The 24,293-nt window shown below is 60.7% G+C and carries 25 protein-coding genes; 10 read left to right on the forward strand and 15 right to left on the reverse strand.

All coding sequences use genetic code 11. The features are described from left to right. Positions 1–511: 511 nt before the first annotated feature. Both ACEN2T_RS16695 and ACEN2T_RS16700 read left to right on the forward strand, forming a co-directional pair. Entirely contained in the window at positions 512–1,360 is an 849-nt protein-coding gene (locus ACEN2T_RS16695) for an EamA family transporter (RefSeq protein WP_032884895.1), read from the forward strand. After that, complete coding sequence (locus tag ACEN2T_RS16700; RefSeq protein ID WP_442117024.1) at positions 1,360–2,307, forward strand: LysR substrate-binding domain-containing protein; 948 nt, start codon at positions 1,360–1,362, stop codon at positions 2,305–2,307. The genes ACEN2T_RS16695 and ACEN2T_RS16700 overlap by 1 nt, the downstream gene beginning before the upstream one ends. 84 nt (positions 2,308–2,391) lie before the next feature. On the opposite strand, the gene ACEN2T_RS16705 is transcribed toward ACEN2T_RS16700, so the two are convergent. The 4 genes from ACEN2T_RS16705 to ACEN2T_RS16720 all read right to left on the reverse strand — a co-directional run bounded on the left by ACEN2T_RS16705 (position 2,392) and on the right by ACEN2T_RS16720 (position 5,467). Further along, positions 2,392–2,793 carry an ExbD/TolR family protein gene (locus ACEN2T_RS16705; RefSeq protein WP_010565408.1) on the reverse strand — a complete coding sequence of 134 codons (402 nt, stop codon included), beginning with the start codon at positions 2,791–2,793 and terminating at the stop codon, positions 2,392–2,394. A 1-nt stretch (position 2,794) separates the two neighbouring features. Then, positions 2,795–3,517, reverse strand: a complete 723-nt coding sequence (locus ACEN2T_RS16710) for a MotA/TolQ/ExbB proton channel family protein (RefSeq protein WP_099602154.1) — start codon at positions 3,515–3,517, stop codon at positions 2,795–2,797. Positions 3,518–3,568: 51 nt separating this feature from the next. Beyond that, complete coding sequence (locus ACEN2T_RS16715) at positions 3,569–4,378, reverse strand: energy transducer TonB (RefSeq protein WP_032884892.1); 810 nt, start codon at positions 4,376–4,378, stop codon at positions 3,569–3,571. A gap of 222 nt (positions 4,379–4,600) precedes the next feature. After that, positions 4,601–5,467, reverse strand: coding sequence for a LysR family transcriptional regulator (locus tag ACEN2T_RS16720; RefSeq protein WP_032884891.1), 867 nt, complete (start codon positions 5,465–5,467; stop codon positions 4,601–4,603). Positions 5,468–5,569: 102 nt separating this feature from the next. Here ACEN2T_RS16720 and ACEN2T_RS16725 point away from each other — a divergent pair, with 102 nt between their 5' ends. Both ACEN2T_RS16725 and ACEN2T_RS16730 read left to right on the forward strand, forming a co-directional pair. Beyond that, positions 5,570–6,739, forward strand: a complete 1,170-nt coding sequence (locus tag ACEN2T_RS16725) for a CynX/NimT family MFS transporter (RefSeq protein WP_095186310.1) — start codon at positions 5,570–5,572, stop codon at positions 6,737–6,739. A 97-nt stretch (positions 6,740–6,836) separates the two neighbouring features. Beyond that, positions 6,837–7,772: a LysR family transcriptional regulator gene (locus tag ACEN2T_RS16730; protein WP_081797602.1), complete on the forward strand. Its 936-nt coding sequence runs from the start codon at positions 6,837–6,839 to the stop codon at positions 7,770–7,772. Here the strand turns inward: ACEN2T_RS16730 and ACEN2T_RS16735 are convergent. After that, positions 7,663–8,757, reverse strand: coding sequence for a fatty acid desaturase (locus tag ACEN2T_RS16735; RefSeq protein ID WP_099602153.1), 1,095 nt, complete (start codon positions 8,755–8,757; stop codon positions 7,663–7,665). The genes ACEN2T_RS16730 and ACEN2T_RS16735 overlap by 110 nt on opposite strands. 101 nt (positions 8,758–8,858) lie before the next feature. On the opposite strand from ACEN2T_RS16735, the gene ACEN2T_RS16740 reads away from it, so the two are divergent. Continuing rightward, a complete protein-coding gene (locus tag ACEN2T_RS16740; protein ID WP_442117025.1) occupies positions 8,859–9,863 on the forward strand; it encodes an AraC family transcriptional regulator in 1,005 nt (334 codons plus the stop codon). A gap of 126 nt (positions 9,864–9,989) precedes the next feature. On the opposite strand, the gene ACEN2T_RS16745 is transcribed toward ACEN2T_RS16740, so the two are convergent. Continuing rightward, entirely contained in the window at positions 9,990–10,355 is a 366-nt protein-coding gene (locus tag ACEN2T_RS16745) for a response regulator (RefSeq protein WP_032884886.1), read from the reverse strand. A gap of 100 nt (positions 10,356–10,455) precedes the next feature. Between ACEN2T_RS16745 and ACEN2T_RS16750 the strand changes: the two genes are divergently transcribed. After that, positions 10,456–10,929 carry a GlcG/HbpS family heme-binding protein gene (locus ACEN2T_RS16750; protein WP_032884884.1) on the forward strand — a complete coding sequence of 158 codons (474 nt, stop codon included), beginning with the start codon at positions 10,456–10,458 and terminating at the stop codon, positions 10,927–10,929. A 22-nt stretch (positions 10,930–10,951) separates the two neighbouring features. After that, positions 10,952–11,362 (forward strand): hydroxyisourate hydrolase, encoded by a 411-nt coding sequence (gene uraH / locus ACEN2T_RS16755; RefSeq protein ID WP_442117026.1) that lies wholly within the window; start codon positions 10,952–10,954, stop codon positions 11,360–11,362. Between the two features lies 1 nt (position 11,363). On the opposite strand, the gene ACEN2T_RS16760 is transcribed toward uraH, so the two are convergent. After that, positions 11,364–12,050, reverse strand: a complete 687-nt coding sequence (locus ACEN2T_RS16760) for a Crp/Fnr family transcriptional regulator (protein WP_032884881.1) — start codon at positions 12,048–12,050, stop codon at positions 11,364–11,366. Positions 12,051–12,133: 83 nt separating this feature from the next. On the opposite strand from ACEN2T_RS16760, the gene ACEN2T_RS16765 reads away from it, so the two are divergent. Continuing rightward, entirely contained in the window at positions 12,134–12,661 is a 528-nt protein-coding gene (locus tag ACEN2T_RS16765) for an Mpo1 family 2-hydroxy fatty acid dioxygenase (RefSeq protein ID WP_122756748.1), read from the forward strand. Positions 12,662–12,785: 124 nt separating this feature from the next. Here ACEN2T_RS16765 and ACEN2T_RS16770 read toward each other — a convergent pair whose 3' ends face one another. From ACEN2T_RS16770 to dibA, 6 genes are all read right to left on the reverse strand, one after another. Further along, positions 12,786–13,766, reverse strand: a complete 981-nt coding sequence (locus tag ACEN2T_RS16770) for a sulfate/molybdate ABC transporter ATP-binding protein (RefSeq protein WP_032884878.1) — start codon at positions 13,764–13,766, stop codon at positions 12,786–12,788. Positions 13,767–13,769: 3 nt separating this feature from the next. Beyond that, positions 13,770–14,642 carry a sulfate ABC transporter permease subunit CysW gene (gene cysW / locus ACEN2T_RS16775; RefSeq protein ID WP_032884876.1) on the reverse strand — a complete coding sequence of 291 codons (873 nt, stop codon included), beginning with the start codon at positions 14,640–14,642 and terminating at the stop codon, positions 13,770–13,772. 13 nt (positions 14,643–14,655) lie between these two features. Further along, positions 14,656–15,474, reverse strand: coding sequence for a sulfate ABC transporter permease subunit CysT (gene cysT / locus ACEN2T_RS16780; RefSeq protein ID WP_027607868.1), 819 nt, complete (start codon positions 15,472–15,474; stop codon positions 14,656–14,658). Positions 15,475–15,550: 76 nt separating this feature from the next. Then, positions 15,551–16,561, reverse strand: coding sequence for a sulfate ABC transporter substrate-binding protein (locus ACEN2T_RS16785; RefSeq protein WP_027607869.1), 1,011 nt, complete (start codon positions 16,559–16,561; stop codon positions 15,551–15,553). Positions 16,562–16,626: 65 nt separating this feature from the next. Next, positions 16,627–16,809 carry a sulfur starvation response protein OscA gene (oscA, locus tag ACEN2T_RS16790; protein WP_003170956.1) on the reverse strand — a complete coding sequence of 61 codons (183 nt, stop codon included), beginning with the start codon at positions 16,807–16,809 and terminating at the stop codon, positions 16,627–16,629. A gap of 300 nt (positions 16,810–17,109) precedes the next feature. Further along, positions 17,110–19,023, reverse strand: coding sequence for a phosphodiesterase DibA (gene dibA / locus ACEN2T_RS16795; protein ID WP_095186316.1), 1,914 nt, complete (start codon positions 19,021–19,023; stop codon positions 17,110–17,112). Positions 19,024–19,189: 166 nt separating this feature from the next. On the opposite strand from dibA, the gene desA reads away from it, so the two are divergent. Both desA and ACEN2T_RS16805 read left to right on the forward strand, forming a co-directional pair. Beyond that, positions 19,190–20,374, forward strand: coding sequence for a delta-9 fatty acid desaturase DesA (gene desA / locus ACEN2T_RS16800; RefSeq protein WP_032884873.1), 1,185 nt, complete (start codon positions 19,190–19,192; stop codon positions 20,372–20,374). Positions 20,375–20,562: 188 nt separating this feature from the next. Then, complete coding sequence (locus ACEN2T_RS16805) at positions 20,563–21,564, forward strand: sensor domain-containing diguanylate cyclase (RefSeq protein ID WP_032884871.1); 1,002 nt, start codon at positions 20,563–20,565, stop codon at positions 21,562–21,564. Between the two features lie 64 nt (positions 21,565–21,628). On the opposite strand, the gene ACEN2T_RS16810 is transcribed toward ACEN2T_RS16805, so the two are convergent. Beyond that, entirely contained in the window at positions 21,629–22,837 is a 1,209-nt protein-coding gene (locus ACEN2T_RS16810) for an HDOD domain-containing protein (RefSeq protein ID WP_442117027.1), read from the reverse strand. 139 nt (positions 22,838–22,976) lie between these two features. Continuing rightward, on the reverse strand, positions 22,977–24,254 hold the full coding sequence (gabT, locus tag ACEN2T_RS16815) for a 4-aminobutyrate--2-oxoglutarate transaminase (RefSeq protein WP_032884867.1): 1,278 nt from the start codon (positions 24,252–24,254) through the stop codon (positions 22,977–22,979). Positions 24,255–24,293: the final 39 nt, after the last annotated feature.

A 24,293-nucleotide genomic window follows, 5' to 3' on the forward strand; every position in this document is an offset into this window, starting at 1 on the left:
CGAGGCGCTGTGAATCAGATGGGCGATTAGAGTTGGGCGTCCTCGAAACCGAGGTTGTCGTTGGCGACGAGACAGTCAACGGGTGGATCGGGAAGTGCTTTTGTCATGGTGCAACTCCTATTGAACACCGGAGCTACCACTAGCGCTGCTAAACGATAGGTGGCAGCTGTACGCGGGTTAGCAGACTGGCCAATAGGAACACCAGCGCACCCGAGGGTGCCCCACGCACAGCCACCATAAATGGAGATGTGAACCGTGTGCCTATTGAAATCAGGCTGCTAAACCCGATCACTGGAAACCAGCGACGGGCCGAAGACTAGCCATCCATTCCAACAGCCGCAAGGCGGCGGGGATTGTCTCGGAAACGTCCTGCAATTTAAAGGGACATGACTTGCTGGCCCTTTAAAAACCATGACGGTTCTTAATGGCAGCACTGACGAGCTTTCGCTTCTGACCATGGCACATGACTGCGTTAAATAGCCGCCTTCATTTCCTCCCCCGCCCGAGCCCCATGGACAACTCCAACATCGCGATCACCCTAGTTTTGATATCTGCGCTCATGCACGCCACTTGGAACGCAGTCGTCCGGGCCGGGAGCAGTCGCTTGATGACCTTGGCCATGGTCGACGGTACGGCGTTGCTGATCTGCCTGGCGGCGCTGCCGCTGGTGAATGCGCCAAGCCTGCAGGTGTGGGGCTACGTGCTGGTTTCCGTAGTGCTCAACACCGCCTATCGATTGTTCCTGATCAAAGCGTATGAAACCGGTGATTTCGGCCAGGTCTACCCGGTGATGCGTGGAGTGCCACCGGTTCTGGTCGCACTGTTTTCTTACGTCCTGCTGAATGAGCATCTGTCGTTCCACGCATTGGGCGGGGTGTTGCTGATTTGTGTAGGCATCATCAGCCTGACATTCGTGCGAAGGATGACCGCGCGCATGTTCAAACCAATCTTGATGGCCGTATGTGCTGGTGCGTTTATCGCGTCATACACGGTGGTGGATGCCAAAGGGGTAAGAGCCAGTGAGACGGTGCTGCAATACATCCTCTATCTGACGGTATTCCAGAGCATTCCGATTCCGGCGCTGGCGTTTTTCAAGAAGCGTTTGGCATTCGCCGAGGCCATTCGCAACCATTGGAAAGTCGGCGTTATGGGCGGCGTTCTTTACCTCACTTCCTACGGATTGGTGCTGTTTGCGCTGTCCCTGGACGCGGTGGCCAAGGTCTCAGCGTTGCGGGAAACCAGTGTTATTATCGGCGCCATTATTGCCGCGCTGTTTTTTCACGAGCGGTTCGGCTGGCGGCGGATGCTTTCGGCGTTCGTCATTGTTTGCGGGATCATCCTGATCAAAGTGAGCACCTGATGGGCCAACGTCCGCCACCTACTCCCATGCTGCAAGCCTTCGTCAGCGCTGCGCAAACGGGGAGTTTTGCGCGCGCCGCCTCCCAGTTGAACCTGACCGCCAGTGCGATAAGCCATCAGATTGCAGGGCTGGAGGAGTGGTGGGGCGTGCAGTTGTTCGAGCGCCACTCTCGGGGCGTCAATCTCACCGCTGCGGGACAGGCTTTGTTGCCGGTGGCTGACGGTTTTTTCAACGCGCTTGAGGCGGTGTTGCACACACTTAACCCGAGCAAGTCCCAGCCGCTTTACCTCTCGTGCACGTCTTCTCTGTGTTCCAGCTGGCTGATTCCCAGGATGCATGGTTTTCACTCCGACGCTTCATTGAATCTCGACCTGGTATTGACCAGTGCGGATATGAACAGCACCCATCTCGGCGCCCATCAATTCGATGTTGCGATTGTGATGGGATACGGCAACTACCCGGATCATCATGCCGAGCTACTTATGCGCGATGCCGTGTTCCCGGTTTGCTCACCGGCATTTCAACAAGCGAACGGCGATATTCCGCTGACAGATATTGCGCGATACCCGCTCATTCACCGCGTGGACGATCAAGTGTGCCCGGGGTGGGAAAGCTGGTTTGCATTTCAGGGCTTGGCGGCTGCGCCTTATCACCATGGGCCGCGCTTTCCGGACTCAAGCCTGGCAATCAGCCTGGCGGTGAAGGGGGGCGCGATTGCGCTGGCCAGAACAGCATTGGTGTATGACCAGTTGGAAGAAGGTGCATTAGTCACGCTAGGCGGCCCGGTGATGATGTCGCCGGCCGCGTACTACGTTATTTGTCGGAATGGGCGGCAGTCGGAACCTGATATCGCCAGGTTGATTAACTGGCTAAAAGAGAGCGTTAGAACGTTTCAGCGAGAAGTTGAAATCCGGTATCCACAAATCGCTGGGGTTGGCGCACTTTGAACGTGTGGTATTGCTGAAACCCAGGCAAAAAAAAGGCCGCACCCTGCCAAGGAGACGGCCAAAAAATTGTCGAAGCTTTTGAAGCTAACGTGCAGTAATCACCGACAGTTTGGTAATCCCCGCGCGCTCGATAGACGCCATGGCTCGCGCCACTTCGCCGTAGTTCACTCCGTCATCCGCCTGCAGTTGCACCCGCACATCGGGGTCCTTGGCCTTGGCCGCCTGCAGGTTGAATTCCAGCAGGTCCGGCTGGATTTCGTCCTTGTTGATAAACAGTTTGCCGGCGCCGTCGATGCTCACCACCAGCGGGTCTTTCTGCTCCACCGGCGCCACGGCCTCGGTCTTGGGCAGGTTGATCGGGATCGCATTGGTCAACAGCGGCGCGGTGACGATAAACACCACCAGCAGCACCAGCATCACGTCTACCAGCGGCGTGACGTTGATCTCGCTCAGCACTTCATCGCTGTCTTGCGTGGAAAAGGCCATTTCAGGACGCCTCCTTCACTTTTTGCGGGTTGCCGGCAGCGCTTTTGTTGAGCGCCGGGTGCAGCAGCACACGGAAGGAATTTTTCTGCGCCAGGCTATAGAAGTCGTGGGCGAAGTCATCCAGGTCGGCGGCAGTCAGCTTGAGGCGACGCAGGAAGTAGTTGTAAACCAGCACCGCAGGTACGGCGACGGCGATCCCCACGCCTGTTGCCACCAGTGCGGCGCCGATGGGGCCGGCGACGGTTTCCAGGCTGGCGGAACCGGCGGCGCTGATGCCCTTGAGCGCTTCCATGATCCCCCACACGGTGCCGAACAGGCCGATAAATGGCGAGGTGCTGCCGATACTGGCGACCACGGCCAAACCGGTCTCCAGAGAGCGACGCTCACGTACGATCTGCTGGCGCAGGGCGCGTTCGAGGCGGTCCTGATGGTTGATTGCCTGGCTCAAGTCGGCAGCGTGAGGCGCATCGCCAACCTGGATCGCGGCATAACCGGCCTGGGCCACGCGGGCAGCGGCACCCGGTTGGGTCTCTGCCAATTCAGCGGCCGAATCAAGACTCGACGCCGCCCAGAACTGTTTGTGGAACTTGCGATCCTGGGCCTTGAGGCGACCGAACTGCACGCCCTTGAGCAAGGCCAAGCCCCAGGTGGCGACCGAAAAGACCACCAGCAGCCAGATCACCGCGCTTTCGATGGATTCAAGTGGAGATGCTAATGCCATGATGTTTTCCCTCTGTACAAGTCGCGGCGTGTGCAACACACCGAAGCGCAATAGTTAGTGAATCTTGAAGTCGATCGGAACGCTGACCCAGCCGTCCTGGGCCACATCGCCCTGCTTGGCCGGCACGAAGCTCCAACGCTTTACCGCGGTCAGTGCGGCGTCGTCGAGTTGCTGGCGACCGCTGCTTTTCTGGATCTGGATCTCACCCGGCTTGCCGCTGGCCAACACATGAACCCGCAACAACACCGTGCCTTCCCAGCCCCGGCGCTGGGCCAGTGACGGGTATTCAGGTGCCGGGTTCTTCAGGTACGCGGCGTTGGCAGAAGCCGGAGTAACCGGGGCGGGCGCAGGCGCGGCGACCGGCGCTGGCGCAGGTGGCGCAGGGACCGGTGGCGCCGGCGGTTGCTCTACCGGTTTGGCGACCGGTTTGGGCACGGGTTTTGGCACCGGCTTGGGTTTCGGAATCTTTTTCGGCGCCGGCTTGGCAGCCAACTCATCCACCACAGGGGGCGGTGGCTCGACCACAGGCGGCGGTGGTGGTGGTGGCGCAGGCGGTGGAGGTTCAACCACTGGCGGCGCTGGCTGGGAAAACTCGATGGTCATCGGTGGGATTTCCGGCGGCACAATCGGCAGCACTGGCGTCGCCTTCTGGCTCACCCAATAGATCACCGCACCGTGCAGGGCCAGCACCAGCAGCCCCAGCAGAATCCCTTCGCGGCGGCTAGAAAAACGCTTTGGAGTCTTCTGCGTTCGCAGTTGCCCCAACGGCGCGCGGTGCGGCCGGCCAAGGTCGACCAACTCACCACCAGGTGCCTGACGCCATAGCGCCTCGTGTGCACTGGCGGCGGTCTGGACATTGCCCATTGATTCACTCCCTACGGTCTTAAAACAAAAACCGACAGGCCTGCGTGGAAGGCCGTCGAGGGCTGAATCATCGGGGCCAGACGCTTATCTCTTAAAGTAATCTTTAAAGTTATACATAGATCTAAATTGAATAAACAAAGCCGGCACGAACGCCCAAGCCAGAGCCTGCAAGGCCTGGCGCCGAGGTGTGTTTTTTCAATGCTTTTCAGGCATAAAAAATATTCAGTAAAGGCATGGCTCGACGGGGCTGTTTGCGCACAAATCCAACAGTTCAGCCTGCAAGCATTGCCCCGCCGCGCTCAAGCCAGGACGCGCATATAACGCCAGGCGCACGCCTTGCACCGCCGGTAAACCGCTGTCCGGCCCCAACTCCACATGCCCAGGCTGCACCACCCGGCGCGGTAACAGACTCACGCCCAACCCCGCCGCCACAGCCGAACACACACTGGCCAGGCTGGCGCTGGAATAGCCGATGCGCCAGCGCCAGCCGCTGACTTCCAGGTGGTGCAGCATTTCGTTGCGGTACAACCCGCCCACCGGAAACGCCACCAACGGCAAGGGGTCGCGGCCCAACGACGGCATGCTGCGGCTATCGACCCAACACAGCGGCTCGGGCCACGAGGCCAGACAGTCATCGCTGTCGCCCATCTGCTTGACCAACAACACATCGAACTCGCCGCTGCGGAATTGGCGCTGCAACTCGGGACCGAGACCGCTGGTGACCTCCAGGCGCACCCGTGGATACGCCAACACAAACGCCGAGAGCAGCGGCATCAGGCGCTCTGCGGCAAAGTCTTCCGGTACCCCCAGGCGCAGCACGCCGTCACTCTGCTGGTTGATCAGCACATCGGCGGCTTCTTCATGCAGCGCAAGGATGCGCCGCGCATAGGCCAGCAAGCGCTCACCTTCAGCCGTGGCGACCACGCGGCGTTGGTCGCGGTCCAGCAACTGGCACGCCACCGCGTCTTCGAGGCGCCGAATCTGCTGGCTGACGGTGGATTGGGTCAAATGCAGGCGCTCGGCGGCGCGGGTGAAGTTGCTGCAGTCCACCACGGCGACAAAGCTTCTGAGCAACACGGGATCGAACATCATCATTCCCTTTGCCACTGGTTGGCATGGTTATATTTAATTTCAGAATACCTGTGGCGATGGCCATACTCACGCCTCATTTACCCACTGCATGGACGCTGCATGACCCTCAACAAATCCCTCGCCGGCTGGGGCCTGCTCGTAGTGCTGGGCCTCAACCTTCGGCCGATCCTCAGTTCTATCAGTCCGCTGCTCGGTGAAATCCGCTTGGCCACCGGCCTCAGCTTCCAGAGCAGTGCCCTGCTTACCAGCTTGCCGGTGGTGTGCATGGGGCTGGTGGCGTTGGTGGGCGTGCGCGTGGAAGCGCAACTGGGCGAACGGCGCGGTATCGCCCTGGGTTTAATGATGATTCTGCTGGCGTGCCTGGCGCGCTGGGTGATGGGCCAAGCGTCGGCGCTGCTGGTCACGGCGTTGCTCGGCGGTGCCGGTGTGGCGCTGATCCAGGCGTTGGTGCCCGCGATGATCAAGCGTGAGTTCCATCATCGCGTGCCGGTGGCGATGGGCGTCTATTCGGCCTCGCTGATGGCCGGTGGTGGCTTGGCGGCGCTGCTCAGTCCGCTGGTGGCCACGCATTTCGAGGACTGGCAGGCAGGATTGGGCGTGTGGCTGTTGCCAGCGCTGGGCGCCTTGTTGCTGTGGGCCTGGCTGCCGCTGGGCGCAGCAAAAAATCCCCAGGTGGTGCCCGCATTCAAGGGCCTGCGCAATCGTCGCGCCTGGCTGCTGGCGGTGTATTTCGGGCTGGTGAACTGTGGCTACATGAGCCTGGTGGCGTGGCTGCCGGCCTACTATCAGCAATTGGGCTGGGGCGTGCTGCCCAGCGGTTCGCTGCTAGCGTTCATGACCATCTTCCAAGTGATTGCCGCGCTGCTGATGCCAGTGCTCGCGCAACGCGGTATCGACCGTCGCCCCCTGCTCGGGATCAGCCTGCTGGCACAAACGGTGGGTTACCTCGGTCTGCTGCTGGCGCCGCTGCAATTTCCTCATCTGTGGGTGGCGTTGTGCGGCTTCGGTCTGGGCGCGTGTTTCGCCTTGAGCCTGCTGTTGACCCTCGACCACCATCGCGACCCTCGGCAAGCCGGGCAACTGGCGGCCTTCGTACAAGGCGTAGGCTTCCTGATCAACGCGATCTCGCCGTGGATGACCGGCTGGCTGCGCGAGATCACCGGCAACTTCACCAGCGCCTGGGTGGTATTGACGGTGACTGCAGTGGCGATGCTGATGGTGACGCGGGTGTTCAGCCCGACGAGTTACCGCACGGCACCCGCTCTATAGATATGCTTTTAAGATCTAATTAAATCAATAAAGCTTCGTTGACGGCATAAGCAATCCCCTTAAAATCCCGGTTCTCTTAAAGGATGCCGGGCACACCATGGACCTTCGCCAACTGCGCTATTTCATCGCGCTGAATGAGTACCGCAGTTTTGTGCGCGGCGCCGAAGCCATGGGCATCACCCAGCCGGCTTTCAGCCGCAGCATCCAGGGCCTGGAGCAAGAGTTCGGCTGCGTGCTGGTGGATCGCGCCCATAAAGACCTGCGCCCGACCCCCGAAGGCCAGGTGGTGTTGCAGCATGCCTTGAGCCTGGTTCAAGGCGCCGCATTGCTCAGCCATGAAGTCACACGCATGACCAAGCTCGACGCCGGTGAAGTACGCTTTGGCAGCGATGCGGTGGCGGCGGTCAACTTGGTGCCCCAAGCGATGGCACGGTTCATCACCGCCTACCCCAAGGTACGCAGCGCGTTGCAAGTGGATAACTGGGAAAGACTCGGGCGCAGCCTGAGCCGTGAAGAGATCGAATTTTTTATCGCCGATGTGCGCCACTTCGAAGCCGACCCAAACTTCCAGACTCAGGCCCTCACGCCGCGGCGCAGTGTGTTTTTCTGCCGTGCCGGGCACCCGTTGCTGGCCAAGGACAGCCTGTCGACCAACGACCTGTTCGACTATCCCCTCGCCACGCCACTGATCGCACCGGGCATTCGAAAACTGTTGGCGAACCTGAGTGGGCGCATCGACTTTGCCCCCGCTATCGAGCTGGAGCAGTTTGCCGCGCTGGCCCTCATCGTGCGCGAGTCAGACACCATCGGCCTGGGCGCAGAAGAAGCCTTCGCCGCCCCCTTGGCCAGCGGCGAATTGAACGTGCTGCACTGGCGCAATGTGCCTCACGCCTTGGAAAGCCTGAACAACCGTTGCGCAGTGATCAGCCGCGCTGGGGTTCGCTTGTCGCCTGCGGCGAAGGCACTGATCGAAACGCTGCTGGCGGTGGAAAACCAAGCCGATTGGCCCGCGCAAACGTCCCAAAATCATTGAACCGCACGCCCATCTCGGCCATGACCTTGTGCGCCACCTTGGCGGTCATCTGGCGGATGTAAAACGGCTCTTTCACCACAAAATGGTGAATCCCGTGAGTGCTGCCGAAGTTGAAGCAAAACGCCTGCAACGGCCACATCCACCAGGGGTTCAGTACTTGGGTTTGCTGGATCACGTTGCCCAGTTCCACATCGCCGTAGTAGTGCATGTTGGAGCTGACAAAGTGCAGGCAAAAGGTGCGCAACACGTTGGGCCCGATGATCACCACGGCGGCAATATCGATCACCTGCATCATCTGCAAGGTGCCGGCGGACCATTCGATAGGCGCACCCAGCAGACTGGCGACGCCGTTGGCTGCATGGAAGCCGAGGAAGATGTACCACGCCCCCCAATGCAGCAGTGCCAGCGGTGCGTAGACCAGCAGCGAGCGTTTCAGGATCTTGAGTTTGTGGCCCCAGGTTTTGGCGCGCAGCATGCGGATAAACGCCGACATCACGTTATCGCCCACCATCAGCAACCGCGCAAAGCCCCAAGGCTCGCCATTGGTGATGGCGCGCTCTTCCATATCGGTCTCGGTGCCGGAGACTTTGTGATGGTTAAGGTGCAGGTGCCGGCGAATCCACGGATTGATGGTGCTTGGCCGCGCAAGCCACACCAGGCCCATCATCAAATTGTGGGGCAGGCGCTGCTTGCGAAAGTACATGCTGTGGATCAGGTCGTGTTCCAGCTCGTGGGTCAGCGAGGCCAGGAAGGCGTTCAATAACAGGCACGCCCACCAGGCCATGTGACCGGTGATGTAGAGCGCCGCCGAGCCGATCATGCCCAGCAGCGCGAAGGCTAAAATGCCCGCGCCCAGGGCGTCTTGATGCAGCAACCACGGGTGCTGCTGGCGCAGGCGCACGCCTTCGGCGAGTACGACTTCACGGATATGTGCTGAACGCTGTTGTGCGTTCATCTGCTGGGGACTTGCAGAAGTACCGTCCATGCTCCCATCCTCTTGTTCATAGATGGTTACATCCTGCACCAGGCCTTCATGCAGGACGCTAGCCCCACACGCCAACCTGTTGACCGCAAGCGCCAATCGCCATGACAGAACCCACGTCCCTCGCCAGCTGGACCCGCGCCCTGCGCAAGCAGCTCGACGCCCTCGGCCTCGACAGCGCCGCGCTGTGCATCGAGGCTGGGCTCGACCCGCAGCAGATGGAAGATCCCAATGCGCGCTATCCGCTGTCGGCGACCACGCGCCTGTGGGAGCTGGCAGTGCAGGCCAGCGGCGATCCGGCAATTGGGTTGCGCGTGTCGCGTTTTGTCAGCCCTACCACTTTTCACGCGTTGGGATACGCGCTGGTGGCCAGCGGCAGTCTGCGGGAAGTGTTCGAACGCATCGTGCGTTATCACCAAGTGGTCAGCGATGCGCTGAAGCTGGAGCTGAGTCGGGACGGCGAACGCTACCTTTTCCGCCTGCTGCAACCCCAAGGCAGCCCCGCACCGGCACTGGAAGCCATCGATGCGTTCGCGGCGATCTATGTGCGCACCTGCCGCAATCGCCTGGGCCATGACTACGCGCCCTTGGCCGTGCATTTGCGGCGCCCGGAACCGGCCGATCCCAAGCCTTGGCACACGGTGTTCCGCGCGCCGGTATTTTTTGGCGCCGATGAGGACTGCCTGGAATTTGCAGCCCAGGACTTCGACAGCCATCTGGACGACGCCAACCCCGAGTTGGCCGAACACAACGAAACTGTGCTCAAACGCACCCTCGCCCAGCTGCAACCGCTGACCTGGGAGCGCAAGGTGCGCGCCACGATCGAGGCACAATTACCCGACGGCGAGCCGAGTGCCGAGCGGATTGCCCAAGCGCTGCACTTGAGTTTGCGCAGCTTGCAGCGGCACCTGGCGGATGAAGGGTGTCGGTTTGATGCGTTGCTCAACGAATGCCGGCAGAACCTGGCGTTGCAGCATCTGCGGGACCCGCAGTGCTCATTGGCAGAGATCAGCCATTTGTTGGGGTTTGCCGATACCAGCAGTTTTAACCGGGCGTTCAAGCGTTGGACGGGGGTGACGCCAGGGCAGTTTCGCGATGGGTTGCGGTAGGTGGATTCGCGCAGAGGCTGAAGGCCTCATCGGGGCAAGTCCCCTCCCACAAGGGAACGCATTTCAAATGTGGGAGGGGACTTGCCCGCGATAGCAATGGTTCAGGCACTGAAAATGCCGGGGCAATCAGAGCCCGCGATCGCGCCGCAATAACTTCCTCACCCGCGCCACCAACGCCTTGGCCTCAAACGGCTTGAGCAGGTAATCATCCTCATGCAATTCCAACCCACGCAGGCGATCTTCGATGCCGCCCGGCGTGGTCAGGAACAACACCGGCGTCTTGCCCTTGTGCCGAATCGCCTGCTGCAATTTCCAGGCATTCAAGCCCGGCAGCATCACGTCGAGAATGACCAAGTCGTATTCGGTGCTTTCCACAAAGCGCTGCGCCGCCATGCCATTGGCCGCGACTTCCACCGCGAAACCGGCCTCGCTTAAGCCTTGAGCCATGAGCTGCGCCAGTTGCGGCTGGTCTTCCACTAACAACACCTGCATGCCTTACCTCTGGGTTTGATTACAAACCTGTCATCAAATTGTGCGGTTTCTGACCCTGTTGACTGGCTACGGTAGCGGCCTGTTTTCCGGAGTCGTCTTTATGTCCCGCCATGCCTTGTTCTTGAGCCTCGCCGTCTGCACCGGTGCGTTCGCTGCACCGCAGCTGCCACGCCATGCCGACCTCGATTTGCACACCGCACGCCAACTGGCTGATGCCAGCCTTGCCCACTGCAGCGCCGCGCTGACGGTACTGGACCGGGGCGGCAACCTGCTGCTGAGCCTGCGTGCCGACGGCGTCGGCCCGCATAACAGCCTCGCCAGCCAGCGCAAAGCGTACACCGCGCTGTCGACCAAAACCCCGACGCGGCTGTTTGCCGAGCGCGCGCGTAACAACCCCGAGGCCGCCAACCTTAACAGCTTGCCCGAGTTGCTGTTACTCGGCGGCGGCGTGCCGCTGTTTGCCGAGGCCGAACTGGTCGGCGCGCTGGGCATCGCCGGTGCCGGCGGCGCAGCACAGGACGAGTCCTGCGCAATAAAAGCCGCCGAGCAACTGGGCCTGAAAACTTCCCTCTGATTCCCCTCCAAAGGATCTCTCGATGAAAACCCTCAGCATGACCCTCGCCGCCCTCAGCCTCAGCGGCCTGTGCAACCTGGCCATGGCCGACGGCAACCCTCTGAGCGTGCATGTGCTCAACCTGGAAAACGGCCTGCCGAGCACCGGTGTCAGCGTCACCCTGGAACAGCAGGTAGGCGACAAATGGCAGTCGCTGTCCGAAGGCGTCACCAACCAGCAGGGGCGCATCGCCGAACTGTTCCCCGCCAACCGCAGCATGACGCCGGGTGAGTACCGCGTGGTGTTCAAGACCGGCGACTACTACAAAAAGGCCAACCGCGAGACGTTCTTCCCTGAAGTGCCGGTGATCTTCCAGGTGAAACAGGCGGACCAGCATTACCACATCCCGTTGTTGCTCAGCCCTTACGGTTTCTCCACCTATCGCGGGTCGTAGTTCATAGACCAGCGGCCTGCTGCAAACCGCGCAGGTCCAGCACTTCAATCGCGCCGTAACTCAGGCCGATAAGGCCTTGTTGCTCCAGCGCCTTGAGCAGACTGTTGGTGGTCTGGCGCGACAGGCCCAGCATCGCGGCCAGGTCCTCCTGGGGCAGTTGCAAGGTGCGGCGCGCCTGGTCTATTTCGCCGTAGCCCTGCGCGATCATCAGCAGCCGATGGGCCAGACGCGCCGACGCGGGCATCAGGCTCATCTGTTCGATATTGATCAACGACAAGCGCAGTTTGTGGCTCATCAACAGGGCCACATCGCGCCAATACGCCGGATGGTCTTCGAGGATGGTCAGCATCGCCGCCTGTGGCACCTGCAACAACGTGCATGGCCCCATGGCCAGGGCATCGTGGGTGCGCGGCAGGTTATCGAACAGGCAGATTTCGCCGAACCAGTAAGGCGTTTCTACCAGGCTCAACACCGCCTCCTTGCCTTGGGCATTCACCGCGCTGATGCGCACCGCGCCTTCCAGCACCGCATACAGGCCGCAAGGCGGGTCGCCGCGCTTGAACAGGCACTGTCCCGCCGCGAGCGTGCGCAGCCGCGCCGCCGCCAGCAGACTACGCTGTAGATCTACAGGCAGATGGCTGAACCAATGGCCGCTGGCCAAGCGGGCGTGCCATTTCTCTGCGTCCATGAGAACTCCGAAGATTGTCGCCCAACTGACAGTCAGGCGCAGGCTGACAGGGCATGATCCAACATCCTACAGGAGGAACAACAATGAAAAGCCTCGTCGACCACCTCAGTCAATACGCCGCCTACCACCGCGACCCGCGCAATATCGCCAGCCACTTTATTGGTATCCCGCTGATTGTGGTGGCAGTAGCCGTGCTGCTGTCGCGTCCCGAATGGACCGTGGGAGGCCTATGGATTTCACCGGCGGTAATCGTGGCGTTGTTTTCGGCGTGGTTTTACCTGCGCCTGGAACTGGCCCTGGGCGTGCTGATGACGGTGCTGATGGGCTTGTCGGTATGGGCCGGGCATGAGTTGGCGGCGCAGAGCACGATGGTGTGGCTCAGCAGCGGCATCGGCATGTTCGTGGTGGGCTGGGTGATTCAGTTTGTCGGGCACTACTACGAAGGCAAGAAGCCGGCGTTTGTGGATGATGTGTCGGGGTTGATCGTAGGGCCGTTGTTTGTGGTGGCGGAGGTGGCGTTTTTGCTGGGGTTGCGGCAGGGCTTGAAGCAACAGATTGAAGAGCGCTCGGGGCCGGTGGTTCGACGCGATCTGAAGCCGAGAGAGGTCTAAATGTGGGAGGGGGCTTGCTCCCGATGGCGGTGGGCCAGTGACATATTTATCAGCTGACCCACTGCTATCGGGAGCAAGCCCCCTCCCACATTGGCCCCATTTTCACATTAGGTAATGCGGGTTATCAGGCTTTTTGCCAGACCTTGGGCTTGAAGAACAAGGTTTCGCCCCGCGCCAAACCGGTCAGGCTGTCGTGGTCTTTCACCACCTCGGCTTCGATCAGGTCTGTCTGGCCTTCGACCTTCAAGGTCACCCGCGTGGTCGCGCCCAATGGACGAATATCACGCACTTCGGCCGCGTGGTGATCTTCCAGTTCATGGCGCGACAGCGACACTTCGTGGGGACGGAACAGCACGTGCTTGTCTTCACCCAGGTGCAGACGGTTTGAGTCGCCAAGGAAGTGGTACACAAAGTCACTGGCCGGGTTTTCGTAGACGTCGCCCGGTGAGCCGATCTGCTCGATCACGCCCTTGTTCATCACGACGATACGGTCGGCAACTTCCATGGCCTCTTCCTGGTCGTGGGTCACGAACACCGAGGTCAAGTTGATGTCTTCGTGCAGGCGTGCCAGCCAGCGGCGCAGTTCTTTACGCACCTTGGCGTCGAGGGCGCCGAACGGTTCGTCCAGCAGCAGCACTTTCGGCTCGACCGCCAGGGCGCGGGCCAGGGCGATACGCTGGCGCTGACCACCGGAGAGTTGTTCCGGATAACGATCAGACAGCCAATCGAGTTGCACCATGTTCAGCAGCTCGTGAACCTTGGCCGCGATCTGGCTTTCGTTCGGGCGCTGGTTCTTGGGCTTCATGCGCAGGCCGAACGCGACGTTGTCGAACACGGTCATGTGGCGGAACAGCGCGTAGTGCTGGAACACAAACCCGACGTTGCGATCGCGCACGTCGTGGCCGGAGACGTCTTCACCGTGGAACACGATGCTGCCGTCATCCGGAGTTTCCAGGCCTGCGATGATGCGCAGCAGGGTGGTCTTGCCGCACCCGGATGGGCCAAGCAACGCCACCAGCTCGCCACTCTGGATATCCAGATTGATGCTGTTCAGGGCCTTGAAGGCGTTGAAGTTCTTGCTGACATTACGGACTTCGATCGACATGACTTATTCCTCACCGGCACTTTTGCGCAGGCGGTTGATACGGTTCTCGCTCCACTGCTTGAGCAGCAGGATGAAGAGCGCCAGGATCAGCAGCAGGCTGGCCACCGCAAACGCGGCAACGTGGTTGTATTCGTTGTAGAGAATCTCGACGTGCAGCGGCAAGGTGTTGGTCACGCCGCGAATGTGGCCGGACACCACCGACACCGCGCCGAACTCACCCATGGCCCGCGCGGTACACAGCACGACGCCGTAGATCAGGCCCCATTTGATGTTCGGCACAGTCACATGCCAGAACATCTGCCAGCCATTGGCGCCGAGCAGGCGTGCAGCCTCTTCTTCCTGGGTGCCCTGCTCCTGCATCAGCGGGATCAGTTCACGGGCCACGAACGGCACAGTCACGAAGATGGTCGCCAGCACAATGCCGGGCAAGGCGAACACGATCTGGATGTCATGCTCCTGCAACCACGGGCCAAACAGGCCCTGGGCGCCGAACATCAGCACGTAGACCAGGCCTGCGATCACCGGGGAGACCGAGAACGGCAGGTCGATCAGCGTCACCAGGATGCTCTTGCCACGGAACGAGTACTTGCTCACGCACCAGGCGGCGCTGACGCCGAATACCAGGTTGAGCGGCACCGAAATCAGCACGGCGATCACCGTGAGTTTCAGCGCGGACAACGCGTCCGGTTCAAGGATCGCGGTGAAAAACGCACCGAGGCCGTTCTTCAAGCCCTGGGACACCACGATAAACAGCGGTAGCAGCAAAAACAGGAAGAACACCAGCCAGCCAAGGCCGATCAGGATACGTCGCGACACCGCACTGCCACGCCGGGCAGCGTTGGCCGAAGACGCGGCGGAAATAGACGATTGGGACATGTTCCGCGCCTCCTTATGGACGTTCGATGCGCCGCTGCAACAAGTTGATCAGCAGCAGCAGGACAAAGGAAACCACCAGCATCAGCACGCCAATGGAGGTGGCGCCGCGGTAGTCGTACTGGTCAAGCTTGACCATGATCAGCAGCGGCAGGATCTCGGTTTTCATCGGCATGTTGCCGGCGATGAAGATCACCGAGCCGTACTCACCGACGCCACGGGCAAACGCCAGGGCGAAGCCGGTCAGCCAGGCGGGCAGCAGCGCGGGGACGAGGATGTAGCGGAACACCTGCAACGGCTTGGCGCCCAGGCAGGCAGCGGCTTCTTCGATTTCCCGGGGGATATCGGCGAGTACCGGCTGCACCGTGCGCACCACGAACGGCAGGGTCACGAAGGTCAGCGCCAGGGTGATGCCCAACGGGCTGTAGGCGATCTTGAAGCCCAGGTCAGCGGCGAACTGGCCCACCAGCCCGGTCGGCGTGTACAGCGCCGTCAGGGCGATACCGGCCACAGCGGTGGGCAGCGCGAACGGCAGGTCGATCATCGCATCGATAATCTTGCGGCCGGGGAAGGTGTAGCGCACCAGCACCCAGGCCAGCAGCGTGCCGATCACGCCATTGATCAGGGCGGCGTACAGCGCGGTGCTGAAGCTCAGTTTCAACGCCGCCAGCACACGGGGTGCGGAGATGATGTTCCAGAACTGATCCCAGGTGAGTTGAGCGGCGTGTACAAACATCGCCGCGAGGGGGATGAGTACGATCAGGCTGAGGTACACCACGGTGTAGCCCAGCGTCAGCCCGAAGCCGGGTATGACGGGGGAAATACGACGCGACATAAGAGTCCTTGGTTAGCGGAACTGACACACAAAACCCGCAGGTGAATGCGGGCTCCGTGGGTGTGTATTTCTCGGCTTACTGCGCCGTGTAGATCTGGTCGAACACGCCACCGTCGTTAAAGAATTTCGGTTGGGCAGTTTTCCAGCCGCCGAAGTCTTTGTCGATAGTCACCAGGTCCAGTTTCGGGAACTGCTGGGCGTATTTGGCGGCTACTTTTGCATCGCGTGGGCGGTAGAAGTTTTTCGCCGCAATCTCCTGGCCAGCCGGGCTGTACAGGTGCTTGAGGTATTCAGTGGCGATCTCGGTATTGCCCTTTTTCTCGGCGTTCTTGTCGACCACGGCCACTGGCGGCTCTGCGAGGATCGACAGGGAAGGTACAACGATGTCGAACTTGTCGGCGCCGCCGTCTTCTTTCAGGGCCAGGAAGGCTTCGTTTTCCCAGGCCAGCAACACGTCGCCCTGACCGTTGTTGACGAACGTGATGGTCGAACCGCGCGCGCCGGTGTCGAGGATCGGCACGTGCTTGAACAGTTCTTTCACGTATTCCTGGGCCTTGGCTTCGCTGCCACCGGATTTCAGGCCGTAGGCCCACGCGGCAAGGAAGTTCCAGCGCGCACCGCCGGAGGTTTTCGGGTTCGGCGTGATCACGGAAACGTCTTTCTTGATCAGGTCGCCCCAGTCTTTGATGCCTTTAGGGTTGCCCTTACGCACCAGGAACACGATGGTCGAGGTGTACGGGGTGCTCGCATCCGGCAGGCGGGTCTGCCAGTTTTCCGGCAGGGTTTTCCCCAATTTGGCGATTTCGTCGATGTCGCCAGCCAAGGCCAGGGTCACTACGTCGGCGCGCAGGCCGTCGATCACCGCCCGGCCTTGCTTGCCCGAACCACCGTGGGACTGCTGGATCTTAACGGTGTCACCAGGGTGGGACTGCTTCCAAAAGTTGGTGAACTCAGCGTTGTAATCCTGGTACAGCTCGCGAGTCGGGTCGTACGAGACGTTGAGCAACTCGTAGTCCTTGGCAACAGCGGAACCGGCAAACACGGCGCTGGCCAGTGCGGCCAGGGCATAACGGCGAATCGACGACATAGAAGCTCCTGAAATTCTGGGGTGTTGGCTTTTTCTTATAGTGACGGGTCTATCGCCGCGGTTGCTTAGCTCGGTTTGTTACCCGGGTTCTGCAGACGGAATTTTTCTTTGCGTTCGATCTGGACCACCTGGGCGTTATGCACAGTGATTTCCACCGCGCCAAACCGCAGATCGCGCAGGGCGCTCTGGATCTCACGCAAAATGGCTGCTTCGTCCTGGCCGTCGACGCTACGTAGAGATGCGCTCATGGTCTCGCTCCTTAAATGAATAGTGCCTGGCAGTGGCGGCACTGCTTGCGGCGTAGGGCGATAGTAGATAAGCGCAGATATTCTTAAAAATACTATTTAAGAATGTTTATATAACCAGAAAGAATTTTCTGATGGGACGTGGGGTTGCGAGAGGGTTTTGCGCCCGAGCACTGAAATAACGCGTTGTGAAGTTCCAAAATGCGGGTGGGGGCTTGCCACCGATGGTGGTGAATCAGGTACCAATGTTCGGCCTGACACACCGAAATCGGGGGCAAGCCCCCTCCCACATTGGAATGCGTTTCAAGTCTGGATGGTGGGCGCGCGGTCCCAGTCAACGTCCTGCGCCGGCACCGGCTTTCCAAACCAATACCCCTGCCCCAAATCGCAGCCCTGCTCCAACAAGAACCTCGCCTGTTCCATCTGCTCAATTCCCTCAGCGTGTACCTGCATGCCCATGCTTTTCGCTAATGCGATCACCACGCGCACAATCGCCGCGTCGTCGTCATCCCATGGCACCCCGGCAACAAAGCCCTGGTCGATCTTCAGCTTCTGCACCGGCAGGCGCTTGAGGCGCAGCAGGGACGAATAGCCGGTGCCAAAGTCATCAATGGCCAGGCGCAAGCCCAACTCACGCAGGCGGTGCAGTTGCTCCAGGGCTTCCTCGGGGTCGTCCATGACTGCACTCTCGGTGACTTCCAGCTCCAGGAAAGCCGGATCCAGGCCGGTGGCGTGCAGCACCTGGGCGACTTGCTCGTACAGTTCGCGACGGGCAAACAGACGGCTGGACACGTTGATCGCAATAAAGCTCAGCAGCACGCCATCGGCCAGCCATTGGCACATCTGGCGGCAGGCCTGCTCCAAGACCCACGCGTCGATATCGGCGATCAAACCGGTACGTTCGGCGATGGGGATGAACTCGCCCGGAGGCACCAGGCCACGTTCCGGATGTTGCCAGCGCACCAAGGCTTCGACGCCGACCAGACGGCTGCCTTGCAGGTCGTGTACAGGCTGGTAGTAGACGCGCAACTCCTGCTGGTCGAGGGCGCGGCGCAGTTCGCTGGCGATTTCCACACGGTTCTGCGCGTGGGCGGTGAGTTCTTCGGTGTACAGAGCATAGCCCTCGCGGCCCACACTTTTGGCCTTGAACAGCGCAGAGTCGGCGTTGCGCAGCAGTTGTTCCGCGCTCAATGCATCGTTGGGAAACAGGCTGATGCCGATGCTGGCGCTGATAAACAGTTGATGACCGTCGAAGATGAACGGTTGCTTCATCACGTCCAGCATGCGCTGCGCCAATGCCGCCGCCTGCATCACCTGTGAACAACTTTCCGCCAGCACCGCGAACTCATCGCCGCCCAGTCGCGCCAGGGTCACACCGGGGCCGAACAGCGTATTGAGCCGCTCGCCCACCAGCTTGAGCAACTGGTCGCCGACGTTATGGCCAAGGCTGTCATTGATAATCTTGAAGTGGTCCAGGTCCAGCAACAGCAGCGCGCAGCCGCGTTTGTGCAGTTGCGCCGAGGCCAGCGCCTGCTCGGCGCGGTCGGTGAACAGTAGGCGGTTGGGCAGGTCGGTCAGTGGATCGTGATGCGCCAGGTGCGCCAACTCGTGCTCGGAATCCTTGATGGCACTGATGTCGGAAAACACCGCAACGTAATGGCTGATGTGGCCTTGGTCATCGTGAATCACACGGATGGTTTGCCACTGTGGATAAATCTCGCCGCTTTTGCGCCGGTTCCAGATTTCTCCGCTCCATTCACCGGTGCGCTCCAGGGTCTGGAACATCTGCTGGTAAAAATTCGACGAATGGCGCCCGGACTTGAACAGGCTGGGCTGCTGGCCCATGACGTCTGCGCGCTGGTAGCCGGTGATCTCCATGAATGCCCGGTTTACGTGCACGATCAGGCCCCTGGTGTCAGTGACCAACACGCCTTCACGGGTGCAGTCGAAGACCGCAGCCGCCTGGCGCAACCGATCGAGGTTTTCCTTCAGGGGTTGCTGCAACTGCTGGGCCCGGGCAAAGCGCGCGCATAAGAAGTAAATGGCCAAAGCACTCAGGGCCACCCACACGTAGCCGCGCATCTGCAGCCAATACCCCAACTCCCCCCGTTCATCGAGAAAGTTGATCAATATCTGATTGCTGAGCTGGAGCCACACAATCGAAACCAGCAGGTATACCAGCCCCACACGCAGGGCACCTCGGTATGAAAACAGCATATGGCCAGTAGTCCTTACTAAAAAAACAGAATCGTCCTACAACGCGCCGAGATTATAGATTAGGAAACACCTTGTAAGTCTTATCTGAAACGGTGACTGGTTTTATCCTTAAAGCCAGTGATAATGCGGGTGCTATTTTTTTCTTTATCAGAGGGCCAAACAGCCTATGTGGTACAACGGTTTTCTTGACCTGTCAGCCTGGCAACTGGTTGCAGTCACTCTGTTGATGACCCACGTGACCATTGTTGGGGTCACGGTTTATCTGCACCGCTATTCAGCCCATCGCTCCCTGGAGCTCAATGCCGGCCTGAAACACTTCTTCCGCTTCTGGCTGTGGCTGACCACGGCGCAGAACACCCGCGAGTGGACCGCTATCCACCGCAAACACCACGCCAAGTGCGAAACCGTCGACGACCCGCACAGCCCTGTGATCAAGGGTCTGTCCACGGTGCTGCGCAAAGGCGCCGAGCTCTACCGCGCCGAGGCCGAAAACCCCGAAACCCTGCGCATCTACGGCAAGAACTGCCCGGATGACTGGATCGAACGCAAGATTTACACCCCCTACCCGCTGCTGGGCGTGGCGATCATGGGCGTAATCGATCTGCTGCTGTTCGGCACCATCGGTATCACCATCTGGGCGATCCAGATGATGTGGATCCCGTTCTGGGCCGCCGGCGTCATCAACGGCCTGGGCCATGCCGTGGGCTATCGCAACTTCGAATGCCGTGACGCGGCGACGAACCTGGTGCCGTGGGGCATCATCGTCGGCGGCGAAGAGTTGCATAACAATCACCACACCTATCCCAACTCGGCCAAGCTGTCGGTTAAGAAGTGGGAGTTCGACCTGGGCTGGGCGTGGATCAAGCTGTTCAGCTTCCTGCGCTTGGCCAAGGTCCAGCGTGTGGCGCCGATTGCTCATCGCGTCGAGGGCAAAGGCCATCTGGACATGGACACTGCCATGGCGATCCTCAACAACCGCTTCCAGATCATGGCCCAGTACCGCAAGTTGGTGATCGGCCCGCTGGTCAAGCAGGAGCTGGAAAAGGTCGATCACTCGGTGCGCCACCAGTTCCACCGTGCCAAACGCCTGCTGTCGCGGGAAACCAGCCTGCTGGATGACCGCCACCACCTACGCATCCAAAGCATGTTGGAACACAGCCAGGCCTTGAAAGTGATCTACGAAAAGCGCCTGGCATTGCAGCAGATCTGGCTCAAGACCAGCACCAACGGCCACGATATGCTCGCCGCCATCAAGGAATGGGTGCACGAGGCCGAGGCCAGCGGCATCCAGTCCCTGCGGGATTTCGCCCACCAATTGAAGACCTATTCGCTGCGTCCTGCGGCAGTCTGACAAAGCCGTGGGAGGGCTTGCCCTCCCACGCATCCTCTTTTTGGCGTCATTTTCCGGGCACCGCCAATCGGCACCGTTCACGGAACTTCATCGCATTTACCCTCTCTCAATGAACACTTCGCCATCATGGTGGCCCCTTGTTGTGACCGCTGCTAAATCCTGCGGCGCGCCCAGAGAGAGTTGTGCCGATGGTTCACGAAATGCCCTTTCCTACCGACATCGCTACCGCTGACCCCCCGCGTCCGGCTGCGGCAGCGACCCTGCTGGCACTGGTGCATGCCCAGGGCGAAGTCGAGCGGTTGAGCGAGCGCGAGCAATTGCTGAGCTCACTGCTGGTCAGTGTGAATGCCGTGCTCTGGGCCATCGATTGGGAGACCCGCCGCGTGCTCTACGTGAGCCCGGCCTACGAGCGGATATTCGGCCGTTCGACCGGCCTGTTACTGGCCGATCATCGGGAATGGCGCAACAGCATTCACCCCGAAGACCTCGACTACGCCGAACACAGCCTGGCCCGCGTGCTGGAACAGGGCGCCGTGGAAGATCGCGAATACCGCATTATCACCGCCGACGGCCAGATCCGTTGGCTAAGCGACAAGTGCTACATCAACCAGCAGGCCGAGCCCGGCGAGCCCCTGATCGTCGTGGGCATGGCCGAAGACATCACTGACAAAAAGCAGCTGGAACTGGAGCTGCACCGTCTCGCCACCACCGACGTTCTGACTCAGAGCAGCAACCGCCGACACTTCTTCGAATGCGCCAACCAGGCCTTCGACACCGCCTGTGCCCAAGGCGCGCAACTGGCCTTCCTGTTGCTGGACATTGATGATTTCAAGGACGTCAACGACACCTATGGCCACCTGGAAGGCGACCAGGTGCTGCGGCGTATCGCCGAGAGTGGTCGTGGCGTATTACGCCGTGGTGATCTGTTCGGGCGCATTGGCGGCGAAGAATTTGCGGCCGTACTGCCGGGTTGCGCGCCGGAGATGGCCTTGCAAGTGGCTGAGCGCCTGGGCAAGGAAATCCAAGAGCTGAGTTTCAGCTACGAAGGCCAAGCGTTCGGCGTGACCATCAGCCAGGGCCTGGCCAGCCTCACTGAAGAAGACTCGACCCTGGACAGCCTGTTCGCCCGGGCCGATGCCGCCATGTATGAGGCGAAGCGCCAGGGCAAGAACCGCGTGATTGCGGGTTAGGCTCATCCCCCACTCTATGCAACAGCAGAGATGACCTGTGGGAAGGCTTGAATGTCATCACCCTCTAGGCCTTGCGCACCCGCGTCAGCTCAGACAAACCGATCTTGAGCAAGCGCGCGGTCTTGCTCACGGCCAGCGCTTCCAGACCTTCATGTTCGGTCAGTCGTGCCATCTGCGCCGCCAGGTTCACCACCAGCGCATCCCGGGCATACACCCCGCCCTCCAGTGAATAAATCGCGGCGATCAGCTGGCGCAACTCCAGCGGCAAGCGCCAGCGCGCCCGCAACGCCGAACCAAAGGCGGCGCCGAAGGTGTAAAGGGACTCACCAATTGCTTCGTCAGCCAACGCCCCGCCGCCCTGGCGCCAGTCTTCCAGGCAGCGCAGCAATGCCAAATCACCCAGCCGATGCAGAATGCCGGCGGCGTAACAGCGCTCGTGATCCAGCTCCAACATGCGCGCCAGGCGACCGGCAAAGTCGGCGGTGTCCTGGGACACCTGCCAATGACGCTCGGCGTAGGCCTCCAAGCCCGGGTCGCCCAGCACCACATTGTGCTTGAGAGCCAGGCCGAGGATCAGGTTCATGCTTTGCCCAGCGCCGAGCTTGTGCAAGGCCGACGGTAGCGTCTGCACCGGCTTGCCGTGATGGCCGGCGCTGTTGGCGGCAGCGACCAGCACGGCGGTGATCTGCGGGTCCATGCGCACGAGGTCTTCCAGGCGTTTGAGGTCCAGGCCATCAGGCCCGAGGCTGGCTTGTACGGCAGCTTTCACATCGACCCGCAACGGCGCGCCATCAGACGCTTCGCGACGACGCTCCAGGAACACGGGCAACGTCATGCCGGGCGCCAGCGGCGGAATTTCGCAGTACACGTTTTCGCCTTCATTAAGCAGCAGATCCTGCAGGCGCTGGGTCAGGCTTTCCATGTTCAGGGGTTTGGTGAGGTACGCCGTGGGCGCCAGGGGCAAGGCTTCACGCACGCTGGCGCTGTCATTGCGACTGCTCAGCAAAATAAACGGTAACGCGGGCGAGCGGCGTTGCTGGCGGACATTGCGCAGCAGGCTCAGGCCGTCGATGCCCGGTAGCTCCCAATCCGCCAGGATCAGGTCGTAGCCCTTTTCGCGCAGCAACGTAGCCGCGTGCTGCCCATCGGCACACACATCCAGCCGCGCGTCGCAACGCACATTCAACAGCACTTGCTTGAGCAGATCCCGCGACCAGGGATCCGCCTCGGCAATCAACACACGGGGTACAGCCGGTAAATCAACAGCAGTCATCCAGCACGCTCCATCGGCAATGCTGCAACCTTAGACAACGCAAGCCCATACGTACAATGAACAAGGCCTGAATACGCGGCAACGGGCACAAAAAAACCCGCCGAAGCGGGTTTTTTCTGTCGCAGAGGTCAGCTTGCGCTTACAGCTCCGAGAAGCACTCTTCGATGATCGCCAAGCCTTTGTCCAACTGCTCGTCCGGCGAGGTCAGCGGGACCAGGACGCGCAACACGTTGCCGTAAGTGCCGCAGGACAGCAGGATCAGACCCTTGTCGCGCGCCTTGGCTACTACAGAGGCAACGGCCGCTGCGTTTGGCTTGTGGCTGTCGCCGTCTTCGAACAGCTCGACCGCGATCATTGCGCCCAGGGCACGCACTTCACCGATCACCGGGTACTTGGCCTGGATAGCTTTCAGACCGGTCACCAGACGCTCGCCCACTGCTTTGCAGCGGTCCAGCAGGTGTTCTTCTTCGAACACTTCCATCACCGCCAGCGCAGCGGCGCACGCGATCGGGCTACCGGCGTAGGTGCCGCCCAGGCCGCCTGGAGCGATGGCGTCCATGTATTCAGCCTTGCCGCACACACCGGCCAGCGGGAAGCCGCCAGCGATGGATTTGGCGAAGGTGGTCAGGTCGGCGGCAACGCCCATCTGCTCCATGGCAAAGAAGGTACCGGTACGGCCGGCACCGGTTTGCACTTCGTCAGCGATCAGCAGGATGCCGTGCTTGTCGCACAGCTCGCGCAGGCGCTTCATGAACGATTTAGGCGCGACGTAGAAACCGCCTTCGCCCTGCACCGGCTCAATGATGATGGCTGCAATGTCACGCGGCTCGGCATCGTTCTTGAAGATGCGTTCGATGCTGGCGATGGAATCGTCGTCGCTCACACCGTGCAGCTCGTTCGGGTACAGCGCGCGGAACACGCCGCCTGGCATCAGGCCCATGCCGGCCGAGTAAGGCACGACTTTGCCGGTGAGGCCCAGGGTCATCATGGTACGGCCGTGGTAAGCGCCGGTGAAAGCGATCACGCCAGCACGGCCCGTGGCGGCACGGGCGATTTTCACGGCGTTTTCAACGGCTTCGGAACCGGTGGTGACCAGTAGGGTTTTCTTGACGAAATCACCTGGCACCTTGGCGTTGATCTTTTCGCACACTTCTACGTACGGCTCGTAAGCCAGTACCTGGAAGCAGGTGTGGGTCAACTTGTTCAGTTGCTCGGTCACGGCGGCGATGATTTTCGGGTGCACGTGGCCGGTGTTCAGCACGGCGATACCGCCGGCGAAGTCGATGAACTCGCGACCTTCAACGTCGGTCACGGTGGCGTTCTTCGCCGATTCAGCGAAGATCGGGTGAATCTGGCCAACACCGCGTGGTACAGCGGCTTCGCGGCGTTTCATCAGGGATGCGTTGGTCTTGCTCATAAAGTCCTCATTCGCCACTCATCGGGTGGCGTGGTCCAA

The sequence above is a fragment of the Pseudomonas sp. W22_MBD1_FP4 genome, assembly GCF_052113765.1.
Lineage (GTDB): Bacteria > Pseudomonadota > Gammaproteobacteria > Pseudomonadales > Pseudomonadaceae > Aquipseudomonas > Aquipseudomonas sivasensis.